Annotated in this window: 18 protein-coding genes and 5 pseudogenes; 11 read left to right on the top strand and 12 right to left on the bottom strand. The window is 69.9% G+C overall.

What is annotated here, in order from left to right; translation table 11 throughout:
- Window positions 1–175 precede the first annotated feature (175 nt).
- Window positions 176–406, bottom strand: a complete 231-nt coding sequence (locus tag ACFV0Q_RS06985) for a hypothetical protein (RefSeq protein ID WP_385001618.1) — start codon at window positions 404–406, stop codon at window positions 176–178.
- Window positions 407–661: 255 nt separating this feature from the next.
- On the bottom strand, window positions 662–1,138 hold the full coding sequence (locus tag ACFV0Q_RS06980; RefSeq protein WP_385001615.1) for a hypothetical protein: 477 nt from the start codon (window positions 1,136–1,138) through the stop codon (window positions 662–664).
- A 330-nt stretch (window positions 1,139–1,468) separates the two neighbouring features.
- On the opposite strand from ACFV0Q_RS06980, the gene ACFV0Q_RS06975 reads away from it, so the two are divergent.
- Complete coding sequence (locus ACFV0Q_RS06975) at window positions 1,469–1,996, top strand: hypothetical protein (protein WP_385001612.1); 528 nt, start codon at window positions 1,469–1,471, stop codon at window positions 1,994–1,996.
- A gap of 46 nt (window positions 1,997–2,042) precedes the next feature.
- Here ACFV0Q_RS06975 and ACFV0Q_RS06970 read toward each other — a convergent pair.
- A pseudogene (locus ACFV0Q_RS06970) lies at window positions 2,043–2,820 on the bottom strand (IS481 family transposase); the annotation flags it as partial.
- 117 nt (window positions 2,821–2,937) lie between these two features.
- Window positions 2,938–3,159: a hypothetical protein gene (locus ACFV0Q_RS06965; protein ID WP_042818333.1), complete on the bottom strand. Its 222-nt coding sequence runs from the start codon at window positions 3,157–3,159 to the stop codon at window positions 2,938–2,940.
- Between the two features lie 106 nt (window positions 3,160–3,265).
- Here ACFV0Q_RS06965 and ACFV0Q_RS06960 point away from each other — a divergent pair, with 106 nt between their 5' ends.
- The 4 genes and pseudogenes from ACFV0Q_RS06960 to ACFV0Q_RS06945 all read left to right on the top strand — a co-directional run.
- On the top strand, window positions 3,266–4,711 hold the full coding sequence (locus ACFV0Q_RS06960; protein ID WP_385001609.1) for a hypothetical protein: 1,446 nt from the start codon (window positions 3,266–3,268) through the stop codon (window positions 4,709–4,711).
- A gap of 55 nt (window positions 4,712–4,766) precedes the next feature.
- Complete coding sequence (locus ACFV0Q_RS06955) at window positions 4,767–5,507, top strand: hypothetical protein (protein ID WP_385001606.1); 741 nt, start codon at window positions 4,767–4,769, stop codon at window positions 5,505–5,507.
- Complete coding sequence (locus ACFV0Q_RS06950) at window positions 5,504–6,472, top strand: RimK family alpha-L-glutamate ligase (protein ID WP_385001603.1); 969 nt, start codon at window positions 5,504–5,506, stop codon at window positions 6,470–6,472. The genes ACFV0Q_RS06955 and ACFV0Q_RS06950 overlap by 4 nt, the downstream gene beginning before the upstream one ends.
- A gap of 86 nt (window positions 6,473–6,558) precedes the next feature.
- Window positions 6,559–6,961, top strand: a pseudogene (locus ACFV0Q_RS06945) (cytochrome P450); the annotation flags it as partial.
- 1,009 nt (window positions 6,962–7,970) lie between these two features.
- On the opposite strand, the gene ACFV0Q_RS06940 reads toward ACFV0Q_RS06945, so the two are convergent.
- Window positions 7,971–8,567 carry an alpha/beta fold hydrolase gene (locus tag ACFV0Q_RS06940; RefSeq protein WP_385001600.1) on the bottom strand — a complete coding sequence of 199 codons (597 nt, stop codon included), beginning with the start codon at window positions 8,565–8,567 and terminating at the stop codon, window positions 7,971–7,973.
- A 152-nt stretch (window positions 8,568–8,719) separates the two neighbouring features.
- Between ACFV0Q_RS06940 and ACFV0Q_RS06935 the strand changes: the two genes are divergently transcribed.
- From ACFV0Q_RS06935 to ACFV0Q_RS06925, 3 genes are all read left to right on the top strand, one after another.
- Window positions 8,720–9,514 (top strand): SDR family NAD(P)-dependent oxidoreductase, encoded by a 795-nt coding sequence (locus ACFV0Q_RS06935; protein WP_385001598.1) that lies wholly within the window; start codon window positions 8,720–8,722, stop codon window positions 9,512–9,514.
- 490 nt (window positions 9,515–10,004) lie between these two features.
- Complete coding sequence (locus tag ACFV0Q_RS06930; protein WP_385001595.1) at window positions 10,005–11,276, top strand: LLM class flavin-dependent oxidoreductase; 1,272 nt, start codon at window positions 10,005–10,007, stop codon at window positions 11,274–11,276.
- A gap of 57 nt (window positions 11,277–11,333) precedes the next feature.
- Complete coding sequence (locus tag ACFV0Q_RS06925) at window positions 11,334–11,546, top strand: hypothetical protein (RefSeq protein ID WP_385001592.1); 213 nt, start codon at window positions 11,334–11,336, stop codon at window positions 11,544–11,546.
- Between the two features lie 37 nt (window positions 11,547–11,583).
- Here the strand turns inward: ACFV0Q_RS06925 and ACFV0Q_RS06920 are convergent, their stop codons facing one another.
- Window positions 11,584–12,477, bottom strand: a complete 894-nt coding sequence (locus ACFV0Q_RS06920) for an NADP-dependent oxidoreductase (protein ID WP_385001589.1) — start codon at window positions 12,475–12,477, stop codon at window positions 11,584–11,586.
- Window positions 12,478–12,546: 69 nt separating this feature from the next.
- Here ACFV0Q_RS06920 and ACFV0Q_RS06915 point away from each other — a divergent pair, with 69 nt between their 5' ends.
- Window positions 12,547–13,122, top strand: a complete 576-nt coding sequence (locus tag ACFV0Q_RS06915) for a TetR/AcrR family transcriptional regulator (protein ID WP_385001586.1) — start codon at window positions 12,547–12,549, stop codon at window positions 13,120–13,122.
- Window positions 13,123–13,338: 216 nt separating this feature from the next.
- Here the strand turns inward: ACFV0Q_RS06915 and ACFV0Q_RS06910 are convergent, their stop codons facing one another.
- The 6 genes and pseudogenes from ACFV0Q_RS06910 to ACFV0Q_RS06885 all read right to left on the bottom strand — a co-directional run.
- Window positions 13,339–13,989 carry a hypothetical protein gene (locus tag ACFV0Q_RS06910; RefSeq protein WP_385001583.1) on the bottom strand — a complete coding sequence of 217 codons (651 nt, stop codon included), beginning with the start codon at window positions 13,987–13,989 and terminating at the stop codon, window positions 13,339–13,341.
- Between the two features lie 651 nt (window positions 13,990–14,640).
- Window positions 14,641–15,021 (bottom strand): hypothetical protein, encoded by a 381-nt coding sequence (locus ACFV0Q_RS06905; RefSeq protein ID WP_385001580.1) that lies wholly within the window; start codon window positions 15,019–15,021, stop codon window positions 14,641–14,643.
- Window positions 15,022–15,112: 91 nt separating this feature from the next.
- Window positions 15,113–15,370 (bottom strand): annotated as a pseudogene (gene tpg, locus ACFV0Q_RS06900) (telomere-protecting terminal protein Tpg); the annotation flags it as partial.
- Window positions 15,371–15,769: 399 nt separating this feature from the next.
- Complete coding sequence (locus ACFV0Q_RS06895) at window positions 15,770–17,233, bottom strand: hypothetical protein (protein WP_385001577.1); 1,464 nt, start codon at window positions 17,231–17,233, stop codon at window positions 15,770–15,772.
- 107 nt (window positions 17,234–17,340) lie between these two features.
- Window positions 17,341–17,865: a SigE family RNA polymerase sigma factor gene (locus ACFV0Q_RS06890; RefSeq protein ID WP_385001574.1), complete on the bottom strand. Its 525-nt coding sequence runs from the start codon at window positions 17,863–17,865 to the stop codon at window positions 17,341–17,343.
- A gap of 322 nt (window positions 17,866–18,187) precedes the next feature.
- Window positions 18,188–18,922, bottom strand: a pseudogene (locus tag ACFV0Q_RS06885) (LysR family transcriptional regulator); the annotation flags it as partial.
- Between the two features lie 36 nt (window positions 18,923–18,958).
- On the opposite strand from ACFV0Q_RS06885, the pseudogene ACFV0Q_RS06880 reads away from it, so the two are divergent.
- Window positions 18,959–19,189: pseudogene (locus ACFV0Q_RS06880) on the top strand (MFS transporter); the annotation flags it as partial.
- A gap of 425 nt (window positions 19,190–19,614) precedes the next feature.
- Window positions 19,615–20,088, top strand: a complete 474-nt coding sequence (locus tag ACFV0Q_RS06875; RefSeq protein WP_385001570.1) for a CAP domain-containing protein — start codon at window positions 19,615–19,617, stop codon at window positions 20,086–20,088.
- The last annotated feature ends 8 nt before the right edge of the window (window positions 20,089–20,096 follow it).

The raw sequence follows: 20,096 nt of genomic DNA, 5'->3' as shown, positions 1-20,096 counted from the left end.
AGCCCGGGGGCCGCCGCGCGCTCGGCGAACCGGGTACTCACCGGCAGCGGCGGGTGCAGCGCGGCGACGGTTCCGTCCGGCCGGACGATGCCGAGCAGCAGATGGCCAGCGGCACAGGAACTGCTGGGGCAGGTTGCTCCGCCCCCGGTGTCGGCCTGGTGACTTTTTTTGGCCACTACGCTTCCGGCTCGAGGATGATCCCCAGGAACGGAAAGTGCATCAGCACGTCGGCCGGCTGCCCCGGCTCAGGAGCCTGCTCGGCGGGGGGCACCTCACGCAGCGGGGGTGCAAGGTCGAGTTCGGCGACTTCGTCGAGCACCGTTCGCCGCACGGCGTCCGCGATCCGCTCCAGCGTCTTCGGTGGCAGGTCGCCCTCGACGGTGACCTGCAATCCTGCCTTGGGCATGTCCTTTTCCTCTCCCGGCCCCGTTCGCCAGTGCCGTTTCGCCCGGCTCCCGACGATGGTGTGTAGCTTCTGAGGTGCGGTGATACGGCGGCTGATCGTCTCTGGTCGTGTTCTGCGAGGGTCCACCGGGAGCCGCTTTCCCGCAGGTCGCCACGATCACTGTTCACCGCGAAGAGTCGACCAGGCATTACATCCCGCTGACCAGCGGGATCACGGCCCTGCAGCACGCTTCTCCCGTGCTCCGGCTGCCCCCTGCTAGAAGAGGTGGATGGAGATCTGCCCACAGTGGTCGTTGATGCAGACCTGGATGCCGAGGGGGCTCTTCTTGAAGAACTGCACATTCCACTCGGGCGGCAGTTGCAGTCCCTTGTCACTGAGGAACGTGCGGGGGTCCGCGTTCGCCGAAGACAGCTTGTCCGCATCGTTGTCCAACTCGTCCACGATGTCGGGTAGGCGGGGGTGGCTCACAATGTGTGCCATGGCCAGCTGGAGTTCCTGAACTGCTGCCGATGCATTCTCTGGCATAGGATCTTCCGATCTCTCGAGTTTTCCCTTGTCTTGATCTACAGGGCGTGCGGTTCCCGTTCGGTAATGCGGAGACCCTTTGACGTTCATCTGCTGCACCGAATAACCCCGCACCGGGGTTTTCGCGATCAGGCCGACGAACCTCTCGGCCAGGGTTTCCTTCGGCCAGGGTTTTTTGAAATCCGCCGTGGTGTCGGAGACGGGCATAACCGGAGGGTGCGAGCCAGACGCTTGTCGAAGGGGCTGGCGGCGGGCCATGGGTGTGGATCCCGTCCTCGATCATGGGGAACCCATCACGCACGTTAGTCGATCACCCCCGCTCCACTCAGGCATTTGATCCCTGTCGGCGTGGCCTTTCGGTGTCGGTGTCGGCACCAGCCGCCGGCCTCCCGCTGACCTGCATCGATCCGACCAGCGGCTTCGCGTACTTCTCCCTGCTCACTGGAAGAAAGATCATGCAGCTAAGGCGTCAAGCGGAGGTCGGTCCTCGGCGGAAGTCGGGTGCTCGCTGCGGACACGGCCTGCGAGGCTGTGGAAATGACTGCGACGACCCCGTATGACGCCGACCGTGCCCGATTCACCCGCCAGGCGCTGGCCCGCCTCGTTCTGTGCGATCACGCAGCGGACGTTGCGGATGGCGCATCCGGTCTGGTCTCCACCGAGAACGACCCTGACACCGGTTCCGGGGGCCGGGTAAGCCAGGCATTCCAGCTCATCGAACTTGCGGAGCGCGCTCTGGCCCCGGCTGTGATCTACGAGCGCGAGCGAGGCAGCTCCTGGGCAGAGATCGCCCCGTATCTGGGCATCAGTCCAGCAGAGGCGGAAGAGCGGTTTGCCGTGAACCCAGACGGCTGGAACACGGCCTTCGACGTCCCCTATCGGCTCGACGACACCGGTCGAAAGCGCGTACCGCAGCCGCCCACGGCAGCGTACGACCCGGCCTGGGCCTGCGACCGGCTCGATACCTGGGCCAGGAGCCAGCTCGTTCTTGTCAATGACGCGCGGCCCGTCAGCTCGGGTCTCGTCAAGGTGCCGGAGAAGGAGTTCCCGTCAGTGACCCCGTAGCGGCGTCTGCTGGAAGGCGATCGCCTCGTCGAACAGACTGCGCGCCTGAGGCGCAGGGCTGGTGGTAGGCCGATTCCTCGAGCAGGGTGCGGTGGAAGTGTTCGACCTTGCCGTTGGTCTGTGGTCGCCAGGGCCTGGTCCATCGTGGGCTGATGCCGAGGTCACGGCAGGTCTGTCGCCAGGTGTTTTTGCTGTAGGCCCAGGCGTTGTCGGTCAGGACGCGTTCGACGGTGATGCCGAGGGATGCGAACCAGGCGGTGGCCCGGGTCAGGAAGCCGGCGCAGGTCGGGGCGGTCTCGTGGGGGCGGTCTTCGGTGTTGGCGAGGCGGGTGTGGTCGTCGAGTGCGGTGTGGAGGTGGGCCCGGCCTGTCCCGGTCTTGTTGCGGCGGCCTTCGGCCCGGCCGAGGGTCTTGTGTTCGCCCGGGCGGGCGCGTTCGTAGTGGCGGACGGGCTCACCGGTGGCCCGGTCACAGGCAGCCAGCGGGGGCAGGCCGTGGCGGGTGAGGATGCGGTGGGCGGTCGAGGGTGCGATGCCGCATCCGGCGGCCAGTCGTAGCGGTCCGATCCGGTGTTCACGCTGCGGCCGCAGCACGTGTTCCTCGACCGCGGCCGCCGTTCGTCGCGGCTGGTGGTGGGGGCGGCTGGATCGGTCACTCATTCCGGCGACGCCCAGAAGCCGGTAGTGGGTGGCCCAGCGGGCCGCGGTGGTTATGGGTGACCTGGAAACGTTCCGCTGCCCACCGCAGCAGCCGACCGTCGTCCACGACACAGAGGGCCGGCCGCAGGCGGCCGGTATCGGTCAGCGGGGCACTGCGGTGGGGCACGAGGGTCTCCTGGAGTCGGTCGAGACGTCGCAAATCCCCACCGAGTCAGGAGGCCCTCACCCGTTCAAGCACCCAGCGCGCGTGTCACCAACTTCCCCGGACGACATGCCCAGGGGGCTACTGGGGTTCGTACCGGCGCTTCTCCACCACCAGCGGCAGCCCGTCGATCTCCGCTTGGCTCAGCTCGGGCGGAACCTCGGCGTCCGGGTCCACGTCGACCGCCAGGACCAGCCTGCCGGAGCGGAGCTTCACACCGACCCCGGTGACGGAGGGCAGCGCGAGGAGGCGGTCCTCGTGCCGGCGCTGCACCTCCCGTGCCTGCTCCTCGTTCATCTCCATGAGGTCATTGTGCCCGGGCGGCGGGGGATCACCCCGCTGCCCCGCTCCCCGGGCGCGCCCCGGAGCCTCGTGCGAGCGTGAAATCCACGACCGGGAGGAGACCGCAATGCCGTCAGTGAAAGAGCTCAACGCCGTCAAGCAACAGGTGGAAGAACGTTTTCTCGAACAGGCGAACGTCACGGGGATCGACGTCGGCTTCAAGGAAGTGGGCGGCGAGCTCACGGACCAGATCGCCGTACGGGTCCACGTGGTGCGCAAGACCGACGACGTACCGGACGCCGACCGGGTGCCCGCCGAACTCGACGGCTTCGTCACCGACGTGGTCGAGCGCATGTACGTACTCCAGGTGGCCTCACGCCCGGTGGGCATGACCCTGGAGGCCGACACCCGGCATCTGTCCACCCTCAAGGGCGGCATCAGCATGGGGCCCAGCCGGGACATCAACGGCAGCATCTTCGCCGGAACGCTGGGCGCCATCGTCGTCGACGACGCGACGCAGGCCAAGGCGGCCCTGACCAACTTCCACGTTGCGGCCGTCGACGACACGTTCTCGATCGGCGACCGCATGGTGCAGCCGAGCCTCATCGACACCGGTGTGGCCCCTCAGGGCGAGTTCGGGGCGCTCCTGCGCGCCACCCTCTCCTCGGCCGTCGACGGTGCCGTGATCTCGATCGACCCCGGCAAGGCCACCTCGTGCGAGATCGACCAGATCGGACCGGTGCGGGGCACCCGGAAGGCCAAGCTCGGCATGGCGGTGCGCAAACGCGGCCGTACGACCGGACTGACCCACGGCGCGGTCGACGGGGTCTCGGGCACCATCCAGGTGAACTACGGTGACGGGCTCGGCGTCCACACCCTGACCAACCAGGTGAGCATCACGGCGGACCCGGCCCGCAACGCCATCTTCTCCGACCATGGCGACTCCGGTTCCGTCATCGTCGACGACGAAGGATTCGTCGTGGCCCTGCTGTTCGCGGGTGCCGGATCGAGCACCTCGGCCAACCCCATCGCCGCCGTGCTGTCGGAGCTCGGCATCTCCCTGTGCACCTCCGGGCCGCAGGCGTCCGAGAGCGGGGTCCCGGCGGCGCACGGAAAGTCGCCGGTCAAGGACGCCACGGACCACAAGCCCTTCGTCAAGGACAAGGAACTCCTCAAGGAGATCACCAAGGACAAGGAAGTCAAGGAGTTCACCAAGGACAAGGAGGTCAAGGAGTTCATCAAGGACAAGGAGCTCAGCAAGGACTTCGTCCTGGACGGCAAGCAGCTGAAGGACATCGTGGACGTCCCCGTCCTCGAAAGGCCGCCCGTCGGTCCTCCCGGCCCCGTCGGCGGCCACTCCTCGCTCGAACAGCGACTGAGCGCCGTCGAGGCCCGGCTGGCCGGGCTGGGCAGCTTCATCGCGCCGGAACAGCGCCCCGACCTGCGCGGCGCGGCCTTCTCGGGAGCGTCGCAGCAGGCCGCGGACGAGACCTCGCAGCTGCGGGCGGAACTGGAACGCCGGGTCGCCGAGGCCGTTGCGGCGAAGACCGACTTCGACACGCCCCAGGCCTGAGCCGGCCGCCCGGGAAGATCTGAGGGGAACCGCCGTGCTCCTGGTGCTGTGTCCGTTGAACGACCCCCACGCCCTGTGGTTCGCCGAGCGGGCCCGCGCCGAAGGACGGCCCTGCACCGTGCTGCCCACCGAGATGCTCTCCTTCCCCCGGCGCCGCTCGCACCGGCTGGGCGGTCCCGGGGGAGGCCGGGCACGCACGGTCATCGAACTGACCGACGGAACGGTGGTCGACTGCGCCCGCGTCGGCGGCGTGCTCAACCGTACGGTCGCGCCGCCGGCCCACGCCTGGGAGTACGCCACCGAAGCGGAGCGCGCGTACGCGAACGCCGAACTTCACGCGTTCTCCCTCAGCTGGCTCTCCGCACTGCCCTGCCCCGTCCGCAACCGCCCCACCCCCCAGTGCCTGGCGGGCCCCGCCCCCGACCCGCTCCGGGCGTGGGCCGCCGCACGGGCCTGCGGACTCGACTGCGCTCCCGTGTATGCGGGCACCGGGTACCCGTGGCACCCGGCCGAGGCGGTACGTGCCGCCGCGCACCGCGCAGCGGGTCCGCACTCCCGGCCGGTGCACACGGTGTGCCTGGACGGAAGGGTCGTCACCCCGGATGTCCCGGCCCGGGTCGCGGCCGGGGTGTCCGCCCTGTGCAGGGCGGTCGGCGCGGACCGGTGCCTGTTCGGCGTCGAGTTCCTCGTGGACGGCGGCCGCTGGCACTACGCCGGCACCTCGCCGCTCCCCGGCCTCCGGGCGGGCGGGCACAGGCTGTACCGGCAGCTGCTCGGCGCCCTGGGGCAGCGATGACCGTCATGGTGTGGGGCGTGCCGTCCGAGCCCCCGACGGCCATGGTCACCGGCGCGCTCGCCGCCCGGGGCGCCGACGTGCTGGTGGTGGACCCGCAGGCCTTGGCCGGGGCCACCGTCAGCATGGAGCTGTCCGGCACGGATCGGGGCGGACCCGCCGGCCTGCTCGCCGGGACGATCCGTACCGGCGGGCGTTCGACCGGACTCGGGCACGTCACCGCCGCCTATCTGCGGCCCGTGGAGCCCGATGCGGTACCCGGGCTGACCCCCGAGGAGCGGACTCGGGCGAGGCGCGTGCACGACACCCTGCTGGGCTTCACCGAGGTCGCCGACGCCCTGGGCGGCTGCCGGCTGGCGAACCCCTTGTCGGCCATGGCCTCGAACATGTCCAAGCCGTACCAGGCGCAGCTCATCGCCCGCCACGGCTTCTACATCCCGGAAACCCTGGTCTCCGACGACCCCGACGAGGTCCTCGGCTTCGTCTACCAGCACCGGGGGGCCGTCTATAAGTCCACCAGCGGCATCAGGTCTGTGGTCGCGGCCTTCGATCTGGAGCGCGACGGCGGCCGACTGGAACGCCTGCGGTGGTGCCCCGTCCAGTTCCAGGAGCGCCTGTACGGCCCGGACGTACGGGTCCACGTCGTGGGCGAGCGGACGTTCGCCGTCCTCGTCGACTCCGCCGCGGTCGACTACCGTTACGCGCGCCTCCAGGTGGGGGCCGACGCCCGGCTGCGCCCCCATCGGCTGGACGAGGACGTCGCCGAGCGCTGCGTCGCCCTCGCCGCCGGTCTGGGACTGCCGTTCGCGGGCGTCGACCTCAAGCTCCTCCCGGACGGCCGGATCGCCTGTTTCGAGGTCAATCCGTCGCCCGGCTTCTCCTGGTACGAGACCGAGACCGGTCTGCCCATCGCGGCGGCGGTCGCCGACTGGCTGACGGGGGTCGGTATTCGGCCGGATGGCGGGTAGACGCCCGCCCGCCGGGGCGCCGGGCGGCAGAATCCACCCGTCGGTATGGAGTCGAGGGGGCGGCGGCCATGCGAGTCGGGACGGGTATGGCGACGGGTGCGGAGGTTCCGCGCCTGGAGGGGGTGCCGCTGCTCGGGTCGTGCCTCGACCCGAAGGCGGACTCCGGCCCGGCGGCGCCACGGTGACGTCGTACGGCTCGACGCGGGCCCGCCCGGGCTGCGCATCGAGCTGTACTGCGTCTTCTCCGCCGAGGGCGCCCAGCGGGTCCTGGCCTCCGAGTCGGCCAACTTCCGCAAGGACAACCCCTTCTACCAGGAGATCCGGGACTCCTTCGGCAACGGCCTGCTGACCAGCCAGGACGAGGACTACCTGCGCCAGCGCCGGCTTGTGCAGCCGCTGTTCACCCGCAAGCGGGTGGACGGCTACGCCCGGGCGGTCGCGGCCCAGACCGAGGGCACCCTCGCAGCCTGGACGCGGGCGCGGGACGGGATCCCAGCACAGCCGGACGACGACAGCGACGACTTCGACCACGTAGTCGAAGCCAGCCTCAACCTGGCCTCGGGACGACTCGTCGTGCTTGGCTGCACCGACTATCTCCCCGAGGCAGCGCGCTTTGACATGCCCGCCGGCTGGATTAGGATCCGGGCCTCTCGGCGGAACCTGGCTGCTGCCGTCGACGCAGACATCGACTCATCCGAGGCGCCCGAGACCACCGAGCAGCTTCGACTCCAAGCCATGTCGTCGCGCACCAAGCGCATCTCAGAACGCAGCCCCTTCGTGAGGCCGTCTCCACCCAGCGCCACGGCAATCCAGTGGTTCCTGCTCATACAGAGCGTCGCTCAACACCAAGCGGCTCAACACCAAGCGGCAGCTACAGCCTCCCATGTGCCCTTCCGCACCCGTTCAGTGCATAAATATTGGCACTCCCCTCTCTTGCCGAAATAATTTCTTATGTTCGTCCGGACCCTGAGCCCCGGACCTGATGGAGAGCGGTGAGAGACATGTGGCGAGTCCCATTTCGCAGGTGCCTGCTGGCACTCGCCGGCGGCCTGATCGCCAGCAGCGTTCTTCTGCCGTCTTCGGCTGAAGCTGCTGCGCTAGTGACTACGAGGTGGTCTTGCAACGGAGGGCCGGTGTTCACGGTCACCACGACCCCGCAGGCCACCTCCCTGCTCAGGCAGATCTACCCGCAGTACGGCTGCCAGCAGGTGGGGTAGTCCGCACCACCTCGAGCTGCACGTCGCAACCGTCCGACGGCCGAGGTGCCGGCCGACTTGGATCAAACCCACACCCCACCGTGACGCTGCTGCCTTCCGCATCCCCGGCCGCCTACCCGGCCAGCAGTACGCGTCTCGGCCGCGTAAGAGCCGCCCAGTACCTTGGCTGTCGGCGTACCAGGGGGCCACGTGTACGCCCGACACGGACACCCAGGACGGCACTTCCGATCACCCTCGGACCGGCGATCCTCTACTTCCTCAAGATCGTTTACGAACTCCGGTCAGAGCCTTCGCCCGGTCGGAATGGAGTAGTGGGAGGCGTCCGGCAGCCTGGCGACGGTGGCCTGCGGCAGAAGTCGACGGGCGCCGACGGCCACACGCCGCACATCGTGGCCCCGGCTGTGCTCGGCCAGCAACACCAGGTTCGGGACAGTCAAGTTCCTCAGATGCTCCGCCTTGGGGCGTCGCCTCATCACTACCTTCGACCGCGGGGTGCTGGCAGCATTTGCCCAGGAAGTCCTGCCACATGGGGTCTGCAGGAGCACGGCCGACTCCCACTGGGAAAAGGCACGTTCCCGCCGTGCGGTGCACTGGGTGGGCCGTTCAGGTCCCTGGCCAGTGGGGTCCAGAGTGTTGCCGGAGCGGGTCTTCTCGCGCTTCTCACACCCAAGGCGGTCGGTGATCTCGCCCTCGAGGGCAGACTCGAGGATCTTCTTCGTCAGCAGTTGCGGCAGGCCGCCCTCGCCGGTCAGCTTGATCCCGTCCGCCTGGGCCCGGTCCACCAGCTGACTGACCAGCTGGCCATCCAGAACCTCCGGTGCCAGCCTGGCCGGCTGCACTTCCACCACGGCCTCAGCCGAGACGATCACGTCTGTCATCAGGTGTCACTTCCTGTTCGAAGATCCACCGTTGACCGTGCAGACCCACAGTAGGGCACGGCGTGCCTGCGACGGCGTACGGGATTGGATGCCCACAATGCCCATGAATGTGCGATTAATGAGAAGAGTTCATGACACAGGAGTGTGTGCCGATGGATCTGGAGCTCACCGACAAAGTCGCCGTCGTCACCGGCGCCAGCAAGGGCATCGGCCTGGCCGTTGCCGAGGCGTTCCTGCGTGAGGGCGTGCGAGTGGTTGCCGGCAGCCGTTCCGAGACCCCTGAGCTGACAGCGTTGCGCGAGACGTATGGCGTGACCTTCGTCGCCGTCGATCTGGCTACCACCGAAGGCCCCGATGCACTGATCCGGGCGGCGATGGAACGCCATGGCAGGATCGACATCCTGGTCAACAACGTCGGAGCCACCAAGCCCCGCACCGACTTCCTCACCATCGACGACGCACAGTGGCAGCGGGGCTTCGACCTGAACTTCTTCAGCGCCGTCCGCACCAGCCGCGCCGCGCTGCCTCACCTGCTCGCTGACGGCGGAGGCGCGCTCGTCAACATCAGTTCCATCAACGCCCGGCTGCCCTTCCCCACGGTGGTGGACTACTCGGCGGCCAAGGCCGCATTGACCAGCCTTACCAAGGCGCTGTCGGAGGAGTTCGCGCCGCGCGGCGTACGGGTGAACGCCATCGCTCCGGGACCGGTCCGCACCCCGTTCTGGACCGCCCCCGGCGGCTTCGCCGAGGCCGTCGCGGCAGGTGCGGGTACCACGGCCCAAGAGGCCATGGACACGGTTGTGCCCCAGCAGATGGGCATCACCACGGGACGCTTCACCGAACCTCAGGAAGTCGCCGACCTCGCGCTCTTCCTGGCCTCGCCCCGCGCCGCGAACATCACGGGCGCCGAGTTCCTCATCGACGGTGGCCAGACCAAGACGACCTGAACCCTGGGCGACGGTGCCGCGAGGCATCCTGCTCGGAGGGCCTCAGGGCATGGCCACCAACCACTCAGACGGCACGGATCGACTTCAATATGGCCAGGCTCCAGCCGGCGATGTGGTCCTCGCCGAAGTACCCCGGTTACTGCGGACTGCGACCGGCACCCCCTCCCCGACGGTGTGAGCAGGAGCCGTGCGGCCCGGGAAGGTCCGCGGCGCAGGTACTGCGGTCCTACGCAGAAGGCGGCCAGAAAGGTGGCGGATCCGATGCGCAGAAGTGGCGGCGGGAGATGGCCTGAACGGGGCGCCGACTCCCGGAACGGCTCCGGGAGCCGGCGTTTCCGGGGTACGGTGCCGGGCTGGGCGGGAGATGTCAGCACTGTGTCAGCGGCGCCGGTCGAGCGTCATCGTGCGACGGGCGCTGGACGCCTGTTGGGGTGCACACGAGCGTCGAGTGGGCTGTGCAGGGCACGTGTTCGGGACTGGAGGTACGGGGGTGCGGTTCGACATTTTCTGCAGCCTGACGCAGGCTCAGCCGGACGGTGCGCTGCCGGCGCACGCGGTGGTCCTGCGCAACTTCCTCGAACAGGCCGAGGTCGCGGACCGGTTGGGTTTCCGGACGGTGTGGGTGGCGGGGAGCCATTTCAGCAGCGAGCTGCAAAGGACGCACCGGCGACCGGTGATCCCGAACTGGCGGGGCGAGATCGGGCTGAACACGGACTTCTGCCAACTGGCGGGCCAGGTCCTGGCCCGGACCCGGCGGATCGAGGTCGGTTCCGCGATCATGAACATCGTGGGCCAGGGCGGCCCGCTGGCCGCCGCCGAGCGCGTGGCCGCACTGCTGGGCTGGCACGGCCTCGACCCGGACGAGCGGCGGCGGATCCGTGTCGGTTTCGCGGGCGGGCGTTTCGACTACGTCAGCCGGCTGAGCGGCGTGACCCCGCGTGCCGCGTGGGAGGAGGAGGCCTGGCCGCAGGTGCGCTTGGCCGTCGCCGCCGAGGCGGCCGAGATCTTCGTACGGCTGCTGTCCGGTGAGACCCTCTCCAGCGACGACATCCCCGAAGCGCAGCTGGGCCCCGACCACTTCCAGGACCCGGACACCTATCAGCGAGCACGGAAGGCGAGCGGGGCGGCGGGCGAGCGGATCACGGTGCCCCGCCGGTGGGAGTTCGAACCGGTCCGGGCCATACCGGAGATCGCCCGCCCGGACCTCCTCGACCTCCTCGTAGGCACCCAGGACACGACCCTGCAGGCCCGCCTGAACCGGTTCCACCCGGTGAAGGTGTTCAACCTCAGCATCACCCCGCCCGAGGTCATCGAGGCCACCCACACCCGCCTCGAACGGGAGTACCACCCGGCCGGAGGCCCCTGGCGGCGCGGGCACATGCCCCGCACCGTGTTCGTCTTCCTCAACGACGGTCCCGGCCGGTCCGCCGACTTCAACCGGTGCGCCGCACGCACGGATGCCGAGGTGCGGCTGGCGGCGTACTGGCAGGCTCTGGAGGGCACACTGGACCCCGCACGCGTAGCCTCGGCGGCCGACAACGCCCTGATCGGAACCGCCGCCGACATCGCGGAACAGATCACCGGCCGGTTCCACCCCGAGGACCGGCTCATGCTCTGGTTCGACTTCTTCACGCACGACAGCCGACGGGTGTGCCGGCAGATGACCTCGTTCATGACCAGCGTCGTGCCCCGCCTCCCCGACCGTTACCGCAGTCCCCACGCAGCACGGTGCCCCACACCCGCGGCCCGCCCGGCACCGTGAAACCGTACGGCTGCCAAACTCACGTCGAGCGCACCACAGCGCAATGCTGACCGAGGTGTGCGCCTTTCTCGGCGAGAGCCACGACGACGCCATGCCTGGCAGGACCGCCTGGGCCCCGAGGAGCTGCGGCTCGCCGAGCACGTCCTCGGCAGCCGCCTGGAGGCGTACGGCTACGAGCTGACCGGCCAGAGCCGCCCGCCGGCCCGGCTGCTATCCCCCACTACCACCGGACCGCCCTTCCTCCGACGCCGCTTCACCACCCGCTGGTGACCGGCCGTTCGGGGCCGGAGGCCGGACGGGCCGCGGCTCAGACGACCAGGACCCGGCGCCCCCGGGTGTGGCCGGCGCGGCTGTCAGTGTGCGCCGCCGCTGCCTCGGTGAGCGAGTACGACCTCTCGACCGGGATGCGGAGCCTGCCCCGGGAGATGAGGTCGACGGCCTCGGCGAGCGCGTCCGGCACACTCCCGGCCACGCCGGAGAACCGGACGCCCAGCTGCGGCGCACCGAGGTCGGCGATGGAGACGACCTTGCGGGGGTCCCCCGTCAGCTCGACGAGTTCGCGGATCACGCCCGAGCCGGCCAGATCGAGGGCCGCGTCGACCCGGCCCAGGTGCCGCACCCGTTCGACCCAGCCCTCGTGGTAGGTCGTGGCGAGGGCGCCCAGGCCGCGCAGGTAGTCCTGGTTCGCAGCCCCGGCCGTGCCGATCACCGTGATGCCGCGCGCGCGGGCGATCTGCAGCACCGCCGACCCGACGCCGCCGGACGCGCCGCTGACCAGCAGCGTCTGCCCGGGCCGCACGCCGACCTCGCGGATGACGCGCAGCGCGGTCTCCACCACCGACGGGTACCCGGCCGCCTCCTCGAAGGCCAGTCCCTCGGGCATCCGGGCCCAGGCCGACAGCACGGCGAATTCGGCGTACGTGTCGGCGCCTTCGCCGAACACGCAGTCGCCGACCTCGACCCCTTCGACGCCCTCCCCGACCTCATCCACCACCCCGGCGGCGTCGAGTCCGACCCCGGCCGGCAGCTCGACCGGATGGGCTCCCAGGACCTGGCCCTCCCGGATCCTCCAGTCGACGGGGTTGACACCCGCCGCCCGTACGGCGATTCGTATCCGACCGGGGCTCGCGTGGGGCTCCTCGGCTTCCACCAGTTGCAGGACCTCGGGACCGCCGAACTCGGCGAAGCCGATTTTCCTCATGCGGTCAAGATAAAACTAACCGTTAGGGTTTCACAACGGTTAGGAATTCCTACTTGGTAGCATCAGGGCATGACCGAGCCGTCCGGACGCCGCGAACGCAAGAAGGCCGCGACCCGTCAGAAGATCACTGACACCGCCCTGCGCCTCTTCCTGGAGCGCGGGTACGAGGCCGTGGGCATCCGTGACGTGGCGGCCGAGGCCGACGTGGCCGTCACCACCGTCTTCGCCCACTTCGCCTCAAAGGAGGCCCTGGTGTTCGAGCGCGACCAGGACTTCGAACAGCGCCTCACGCGGGCGGTAACCGACCGGCCTCCGCACGAGCCGCTCATCCCGGCGCTGCACCGCGAGGTTCAGGCCCTGGTGCGGCACTGCACGGCGGAGGGCAGTGCCCCCGTCCGACGCCTGATCGAGGGATCACCCGCCCTGCGCGAATACGAGGAGTCGATGAGCCTGCGTCACTCGCAGGCGCTGGCAGCGGCGCTGGCCGCCGATCCCCACCTGTCCCGGAGTGCGACGGCCTGCCGGGCGACCGCGCGGTTCACCATCGACGCCTACGCGCTGGCCTGCCGGGCGGACGATCCCGGGGCCACGGTGGACGAGGTCTTCCGGATGATCAAGGCGGCCTGGGAAGCCACCGCGCCCTGAGCGGGGGACGCCGGCGCGCTGCGGCCAGCGCCGGGGCCGGGGCCGGGGTCGGGGCACGACACGTGCAGGTTGCCCTGGGCGGCCCGTACCGGACATGTTCGCCCGATCATGTGGCTACCCCCCCCCGTTAACCTTTCCGCCGAGCAGCCGGGCGAACTCGGCCGGCGGCAGCTGCCCGGCGGTGTTCCGGTCCTGCCTGCGCCGCAGGCCAGGGCCTCAGGCGGCGAACGGGTTGGGGTGGCCGGGCAACTGCTGCCCCGGGCGTAGGAACCGCTGGCGGCCCTGTTCGTCGCGCACCGCGAGGAACCCGGCGGCCGACAGCCGCTGTGCGATCTTCCCGCGGCGGAACGCGCCCACCTTGAACGCCACGGTGAAGAGCAGCGCGACCGCCCCGCCGGAGGCGACCGCTTCGACCGGCGACCTGTCGAAGAGCATGAGGACGGTCAGGACCGCGCAGGCGAGGTAGCACTTCACCTTCTGGCTCCGGTCGGCGACGTACAGGGCCATGACGTCGAAGGTGATGAGGTCCTTCAGCACGGCCACGGCGCCGACCGCTTCGGGGAGCGGCTTCAGCGAGCCCTGCTCCAGCCCGGGCACTGTCCCGCCGTTGCCCGCCAGCGGATGGGCGGTGATGGTGGCGGCCTCGCGGACGCGCGCGTCGGGCCCCGGCTCCCGGTACATCCGGACCTGGACGAGCGAGTTCTTGAACCCGGTCCTGTGCGCCATGCCGTACGTGTAGCCGTACTGCTCCGCCACGTGCGCCAGGGCGGCCGCCTTCGGCGTGGTGCCCTGGGGGGCGGTCTCGACGATGTCCTGCTGGCGGGCGATCTGCTGGAGCATCCCCGCTATGTGACGTTCTACGGACATCGTGTTCCCCGCCCCCTGGGACCCCGCGTCTGGGGCCGGCCGGCGCACAGCCTAGGGGGTGCGCCGCCGATCGGAACACGCGCGGTCCCCCGGCCACGGACCGGGAAGCCTCGCGTCCGGCTGGGTCAGGCCCCTACGGCAGGTTGCGGGCCATGACGATGCGCTGGACCTGGTTCGTGCCCTCGGCTCCAGTCGCAGGATTTCGGGGAGCCGTCCCAGAAAACCCTTGTGCAGGCCCGGAAGCGCCTGTGCGATGTCGGCGAGGGTGTGCCGCGGCTTGGCTGCCTCCTGAGTCGACACCGGCGCGCTGCGCTGCAGCGCGATCAAGGCATCGGTCTTCCCGTCAGGCGCGAACCACGTCACGCTCACGCTCACGCTCACGCTCCAAAGCAACACGACGCGGGACCTCCCGCACAACGCCTTTCTCACGGCGGGTCTCGGACAGCAGAGCGAGGCCGAACCGTCGTGTGCCGAAGCACGAAAACTGTCACCACGGTCGGTACTGACCTGGGGTTGCACTTGACCGAAGCACGGCAATTGCTGCCACGGCAGCGCGCTACTTGTCACCCCGTCCACGACAGCACGCCTGTTGTCACTTGAGGTCCGGCTGACAGTGAGGGTTGAGCTACCCGCCGTCGCGAGGGACAGCGCTCAGAGTCGCGGGCACCCCGTACGCTCCAAAGCCTTACGGGCGGCGAGGTAGCCCGCGATTTTGAAGGCCAGTTCGTGAGAGCCGAACGGATCGGCGCGGGCGCGCCGCAGCACCACCCGAGTGGCGATCACGACTCCGTGCTCGGGCAAGCTCAGCTGCTCCTCGATCCCCACGGCGGCAGCCGCGAAGAAGCGTGGCAGATCCTCGGCAGGTTCGTAGTCCACCGTCAGCTCTTGAGCTGCCTCGAAGGCGAAGCCCTCGGCTGCGGGCTCGAAATCCACCTCTATCTCCGCGAAATGTGGCGCGCAGTTCTGCTTCTGATGCAGCACGCATACGCCGCGGATCGGATGCGGCGGAAACCGGGGCAGCGCTGACGTCATGCCGGAACGCTACCCCCTGCCCGGCACCCCGCCTCCGCCGTCGACCTGGGTGACAGGACACCTGCCTCTGTGACAACCATCGTGCTTCGGCTCACGTCGTCGGCTCGGCCTCGCGCTGCTGTCCGGGTTCCCACAGGTCGAACTCGATGTGCTCGACGTCGGTGAACTCCATCAGGAGGCCGCCGGCGCGGCGCCCACGGTCCTTGAAGTAGACCTCCTGGATGCCCTCGGCGGCGATGACACGCAGCTGCTGCTCGTTCGCCCCGGCGTCCTGGGCGGCGAAGAGGCGGGCGGCGAACTCAGGCGGCAGCGCCACGGTGAGATGCCGCAGCCGGCCGTCACCCGTGGTGGACGTCCGGCCGGCCGGGTATGGCGTCACGGGCTCGCATCCCGCCTCATCGAGCTCGCGGGTTGCCCCTGCATGATCGGTCTTGGGCCGCTTGGCCATCAGGACATCAGGACATCAGGACATCATGCCGACCAGCACTGACAGGGCTACGACCAGTACATCGCACGGATCGTCGGCCAGCACCCCGTCACTGTCGGGCAGGACGGCGCCGAGCAGCGGGTGGCGTTCGTCGAGGGGTTACGGGCAGGGCGCCGTCGCCGATCGGGCGGACCGGATCTGCTTCGCGCAGACCCGGTCCCCTTCCCCTTTACGACAGCGGTCATAAAGTACTGCGCCGACGCCAAGTGGACCGCCAGACGGGGCCCCGGGCGAATGCCGGACAGGACCCCGCGCGAGCGGTCAGCCGAACCACTTCGGGTCGAGGGCGATAACCTTGATCTGCTCCATCGTCAGGACAGGCTTGGCCCGGGTGGCCGCCTTCGACTGGTCACCGGTGTTGAAGGCCGACACGACCACCCGGCGCCCGTCCGGCCGCAGCGTGTCGACACTCCACCAGACAACACCTGAGCCGCCCTTCTCGCCCGACTTCTGCTCCGCCAGCACCCGGGTGCCGTCGGGCAGGACGACGACGCTCGCGCCCTCCATACGGTCCTTGAGCAGCTCGCCCATGCCCTCCTGGACATTGACCTGGACCAGCGAGGCACCCTTGCCGTCGTCAAGCACGAGGGAGCCGTAGCCGGGCTGTCCGGACCTGCGCAGGATCGTGATCCCGGACTTCGGGACGAGGGACTCCAGCACCGCGACCGTACCGCTGTGGCCCGAGCCGCCCTGGCTCGCGTCTTCCGGGCCCGTGCCTCCCTGGTCAGGCGTTTGGGCCGTTCCGCCGGACGGCTGCGGGTCGCCCGCGGTGGCGCCGCCGGTGCCCTTGTCCCTGGTCGTGCCGGTGGTGTCGCGCGTGCCGGTACCGGTACTCGTGCCCGCGGAGGCGCCGGTGCTCGCCCCGTTGCCCGCGTTCGCGTCCGCGGCATCCGCCCCCTCCGGCGCCTGCTGGGGCGCGGGCAGCCGGCTCAGGACCTGGCGCCACAGGGCCGAGGTGGTGAAGGACTTCAACTGGGCCTTGTTCAGTGGAGGGTTGGGCCGACTGACGGGCTGCCCCTTTTCGGCGGGGGCGTTCCACTCCGACACATCGACCTGGTAGCCCTCACGGGTGACCAGGACGGCCCGCCAGAGCTTGGTGGGCTCGCGCTTGTCCGGGTACTCGTAGCCCTGGAAGAGGTTCAGCTTGCCGCCGTCCGGCAGCGTCTCGACCGCGCAGGAGTCGTAGGGGACGAGCTTGCGGTCGGGGCACTTCAGCATGTCCTCGGCCGCCTGGCCGTGCGGATCGGTGCGGGCGAGGCCGACGGAGATCGCCGCGCGGCCGTTGCCGTCGTCGTACACGCCGGCCACCATCGCGTTCGGCGACTGGTCGGCGCCGCCCGGCACGTTGGCAGTCGTGTCGTTCACCCGGCCGCCTGACAGCAACTGCCGGTAAATCTCGATCAGTCGGGCTGCGCTCACCCCACCGGCCGACTGCACGGTGGTCGGGGTGGAGGCGGCGGCCGGCTCGGTCGTGGCGACGGGGGCGGCGGCGACGTTCGGCATGCCGCCACTGCCGGTGCCGACACCGAGCAGACCGCTTCCGTAGGCTCCGACGGAGCCTACGACGGCCAGGGCCAGCGCCGAGCCGCCGACGACGGCGGCCCGACGGCGGGCCACCAACCGGCGTCCGCGCCGTTCGCCCGCGGCCACCAGGTCCGGGCGGCCGGGGACGAATCCGTCTCCCGTGCGCCGCAGGGCCGCACCGAGTTCATCTTCAAAGGGCATGCCGAATCACCTTCCGGGTGGTGGTGGGGAATCGCGCCGGTGTGTGGCCCGGCGACGAACGTGACAGGGGCGAGGGGTGGGCCGACGGGCAGGAAGGTCCGCCGGGCTCAGGTGGCCACGAACACACTCAGACTCCCGCCCAGTTCCGCGCGCAGGCGGGCGATCGCTCGGGAACTGCGCGTACGTACGGCCGCCGAGGTGACGCTCAAGGCCTCGGCGGTCTCTTCGACGCTGCGGTCCTCCCAGTACCGCAGCACGAGCACCGCCCGGTCCTTGGGGGCCAGGTGGCCGAGCGCCTCCAACAAAGTCAGCCGCAGGACCGGATCGGCTCCCGCGACCGAGAGCGCCGCCGTCCCGCCCGACTCCGCCGGGACGGCGAAGGGCCGTTCCCCCGCGGAGCGGCGACGCTTGTGCTTGAGGTACTCCCGCACCAGCACCGTCTGCGCGTAGGCCGCCGGATTGTCGATGCTGGAGGCCCTCCCCCAGATCAGGTACATCCGACCCAGGGTTTCCTGCACGAGGTCCTCGGCGAGATGGGTGTCCCCACTCGCCAGCAGACAGGCCGACCGGTACAGACTCCCCGCCCGGCCCTCCGCGAACTCGCGGAACCCCTCCCTGCGTGCTTGCCCCATCCCCGTCCCCCTTGCTTTCGACTCACCCCATTGACGCGTCGGGGGTGCGCGAATGTTTCACCTCGAAGGAAGGGAATTGAGGGAACTAACGGAACTCAGGCTTCCAAGCCGTGGAAGCAGACGTAGAACTCCTCGCATTCGGCCTTTCGCCTCATGCTGCGCCTCTGCGACGTCGTTGTCGTACGCGGTCTCCAACTGCACGCCCGCCACCCCGGCCTCGCGGGAAAGGCGCTGCGGCAGATGCTCTACGAAACTGCCGGGTGGTCCGAGAGGCAGGCGTCGGGTCGGTTACCGGGATGCCCAGGCCGTGGCCTGCGGGCTAGATGGGGCGGGTGCGCTCGCCCATGGAAGGTGGCCAGAGTCGGGGTGTCCGCAACGGTGTCGCGGAGCGCGTCGGAGCCGAAGTCGGGGCCCGTCACCTCGATGGTGAGGCCGAACTCGGCGACGAGGTCGTCGTAGTAGGCGCCCCACTCTGTACCGGGGGCGATGCCGCGCGTCCAGATCCGGTGCCCGGCGAGCTCAGCCAGGGGCACCGACCGGGCGCTCGCCAGCACGTGGGCGGGGCCGGTGAGGAGCTGATCGGCTCATCCAGCAGCCGGACGGACTCGATGCCCTCGGAAAGGGGCCGGGCGGGCGCGGCGACGGCGCGGAACGACGCGCCGATCGCACCGGAGCGGATGGCAGTGACGGCCGTCGCCATGTCGAACAGCGTCATCACGTCGAGGTCGATCTTGGGATGCGAGCGATGGAGACCGCGCATCAGGCTCGACTGCGCGCCGCGCGAGGCGATCACGTCGCGCCCAGCGTACGGCGGCCGGGGCGCACCGAGGCACCCGCGCACTCGGCGACGCGCAGCAGCTCGCGGGCGTGGGGCGGGAACGCCTGCCCGGCGATGGTGAGCTTGGCACCACGCGGGGCGCGGGTGAACAGACCGCACTCCGAGGTCGCGCTCCAGCGTGGCGATGCGTTTGGAGACGGACTGCTGGGCAATCGACGGGTCGGCGGCGGCTCTCTGGAACGTGCCCGCTTCCGCGACGGCGACGGCGACGGCGACGGCGACGGCGACGGCGACGGCGACGGCGACGGCGACGAGGCGATCATCGTCAACATGAGCCTGTACACCCCGGTGCTCGCCACCTACCGGCTCGAACGCGCGCCCAAGCACCTCGTCGCCCGCACCCTGTCGGCCTGGTCTATCGGCCGGCAGGCGTCCATCGCCGTCCTCACCGCGCCCGGCGGGCTACTCGCCGACGTCACCGGCCCACGCACCGCTCTCACGGTCGGTGTGGTGTGCTGCGTCGTGGTCAATGCACCGCTCCCGCGAGTCCAGGGGCCCGCCGTGTCGGCCCCGGTGACCGTGCCACTTGAACCAGATTTCAAATCGGGGCGGGCGGTGCGCACATGGCCGATGGCGGGGAACCGCTCGACATCGCGGAGGTGGCCGCGGCGACGGGCGTCGCCCCGTCCGAGCTGCGCCGCTACGAGCGGCTCGGGCCGCTGCTGCCGGTCGGCACGGTCCCGGTCGCCACCACCGTCACCCGGACATACGCTGGCCGTAAGGGGAGGAACGGCCATGGGCCGTCCTTGCGAGAACCCGCGTTAGCGATGGGTCAGTCACCATCGCGCATGCCGGCCGTATTGCCCCCTCCCACGGCGGTTGACGTTCGTGCACCGGGCCGGCACTCTCCGCTGTTTCCATGCGACCAGGGAGTCGCAATGACAAGTCTTTCTCGTGCAAGTCGTCGGGCCATGACCATTGCGGCAACGCTGATGGCCGGAGGAATGGTGTTGGGGGCGGGCTCAACGGCGTCCGCCGCCGTCTGGGCCGGCCATCCCGCCCAGGTCAGCCCCGCCGATCAGGCGGCAATGCTGAACGACACCAATGTGATACGTCAGACGGAAGGCGCTCCACCCATCGCCTGGGACGCGGCTCTCGCCTCCGGCTCGCAGTCATGGGCCGACAACCCCGCTTCCCACGCCGGCGGCCTCAAGCACGACTCGAGCTTCACCAACGGCGCCGAGAACATGTCGGGTGCCGGGCCATCCCAGGCCGTGTCGCAGTGGGCCGGAGAGAAAACCGCCTACGACGCGGCCGGCCCGAACTGGAACACGGATGACCCCAGCTACAGGAACTGGGGCCACTACTGGAACATGGTCCAGAAGAACTACACAAAGATGGGATGCGGTGCTGCAGCCGGCGTCACGGTCTGCCGCTACGCCTGACCGACCGA

Source organism: Streptomyces sp. NPDC059564, assembly GCF_042735575.1.
Taxonomy (GTDB): Bacteria; Actinomycetota; Actinomycetes; order Streptomycetales; family Streptomycetaceae; genus Streptomyces.
This window is presented reverse-complemented; position numbering and strand designations above follow the sequence as displayed.

Coding starts and splice junctions, on each gene's coding strand:
- ACFV0Q_RS06985 (WP_385001618.1), bottom strand. CDS start 406: ATGCCCAAGGCAGGATTGCAGGTCACCGTCGAGGGCGACCTGCCACCG.
- ACFV0Q_RS06980 (WP_385001615.1), bottom strand. CDS start 1,138: ATGCCCGTCTCCGACACCACGGCGGATTTCAAAAAACCCTGGCCGAAG.
- ACFV0Q_RS06975 (WP_385001612.1), top strand. CDS start 1,469: ATGACTGCGACGACCCCGTATGACGCCGACCGTGCCCGATTCACCCGC.
- ACFV0Q_RS06965 (WP_042818333.1), bottom strand. CDS start 3,159: ATGGAGATGAACGAGGAGCAGGCACGGGAGGTGCAGCGCCGGCACGAG.
- ACFV0Q_RS06960 (WP_385001609.1), top strand. CDS start 3,266: ATGCCGTCAGTGAAAGAGCTCAACGCCGTCAAGCAACAGGTGGAAGAA.
- ACFV0Q_RS06950 (WP_385001603.1), top strand. CDS start 5,504: ATGACCGTCATGGTGTGGGGCGTGCCGTCCGAGCCCCCGACGGCCATG.
- ACFV0Q_RS06940 (WP_385001600.1), bottom strand. CDS start 8,567: ATGACAGACGTGATCGTCTCGGCTGAGGCCGTGGTGGAAGTGCAGCCG.
- ACFV0Q_RS06935 (WP_385001598.1), top strand. CDS start 8,720: ATGGATCTGGAGCTCACCGACAAAGTCGCCGTCGTCACCGGCGCCAGC.
- ACFV0Q_RS06920 (WP_385001589.1), bottom strand. CDS start 12,477: ATGAGGAAAATCGGCTTCGCCGAGTTCGGCGGTCCCGAGGTCCTGCAA.
- ACFV0Q_RS06915 (WP_385001586.1), top strand. CDS start 12,547: ATGACCGAGCCGTCCGGACGCCGCGAACGCAAGAAGGCCGCGACCCGT.
- ACFV0Q_RS06910 (WP_385001583.1), bottom strand. CDS start 13,989: ATGTCCGTAGAACGTCACATAGCGGGGATGCTCCAGCAGATCGCCCGC.
- ACFV0Q_RS06905 (WP_385001580.1), bottom strand. CDS start 15,021: ATGACGTCAGCGCTGCCCCGGTTTCCGCCGCATCCGATCCGCGGCGTA.
- ACFV0Q_RS06895 (WP_385001577.1), bottom strand. CDS start 17,233: ATGCCCTTTGAAGATGAACTCGGTGCGGCCCTGCGGCGCACGGGAGAC.
- ACFV0Q_RS06890 (WP_385001574.1), bottom strand. CDS start 17,865: ATGGGGCAAGCACGCAGGGAGGGGTTCCGCGAGTTCGCGGAGGGCCGG.
- ACFV0Q_RS06875 (WP_385001570.1), top strand. CDS start 19,615: ATGACCATTGCGGCAACGCTGATGGCCGGAGGAATGGTGTTGGGGGCG.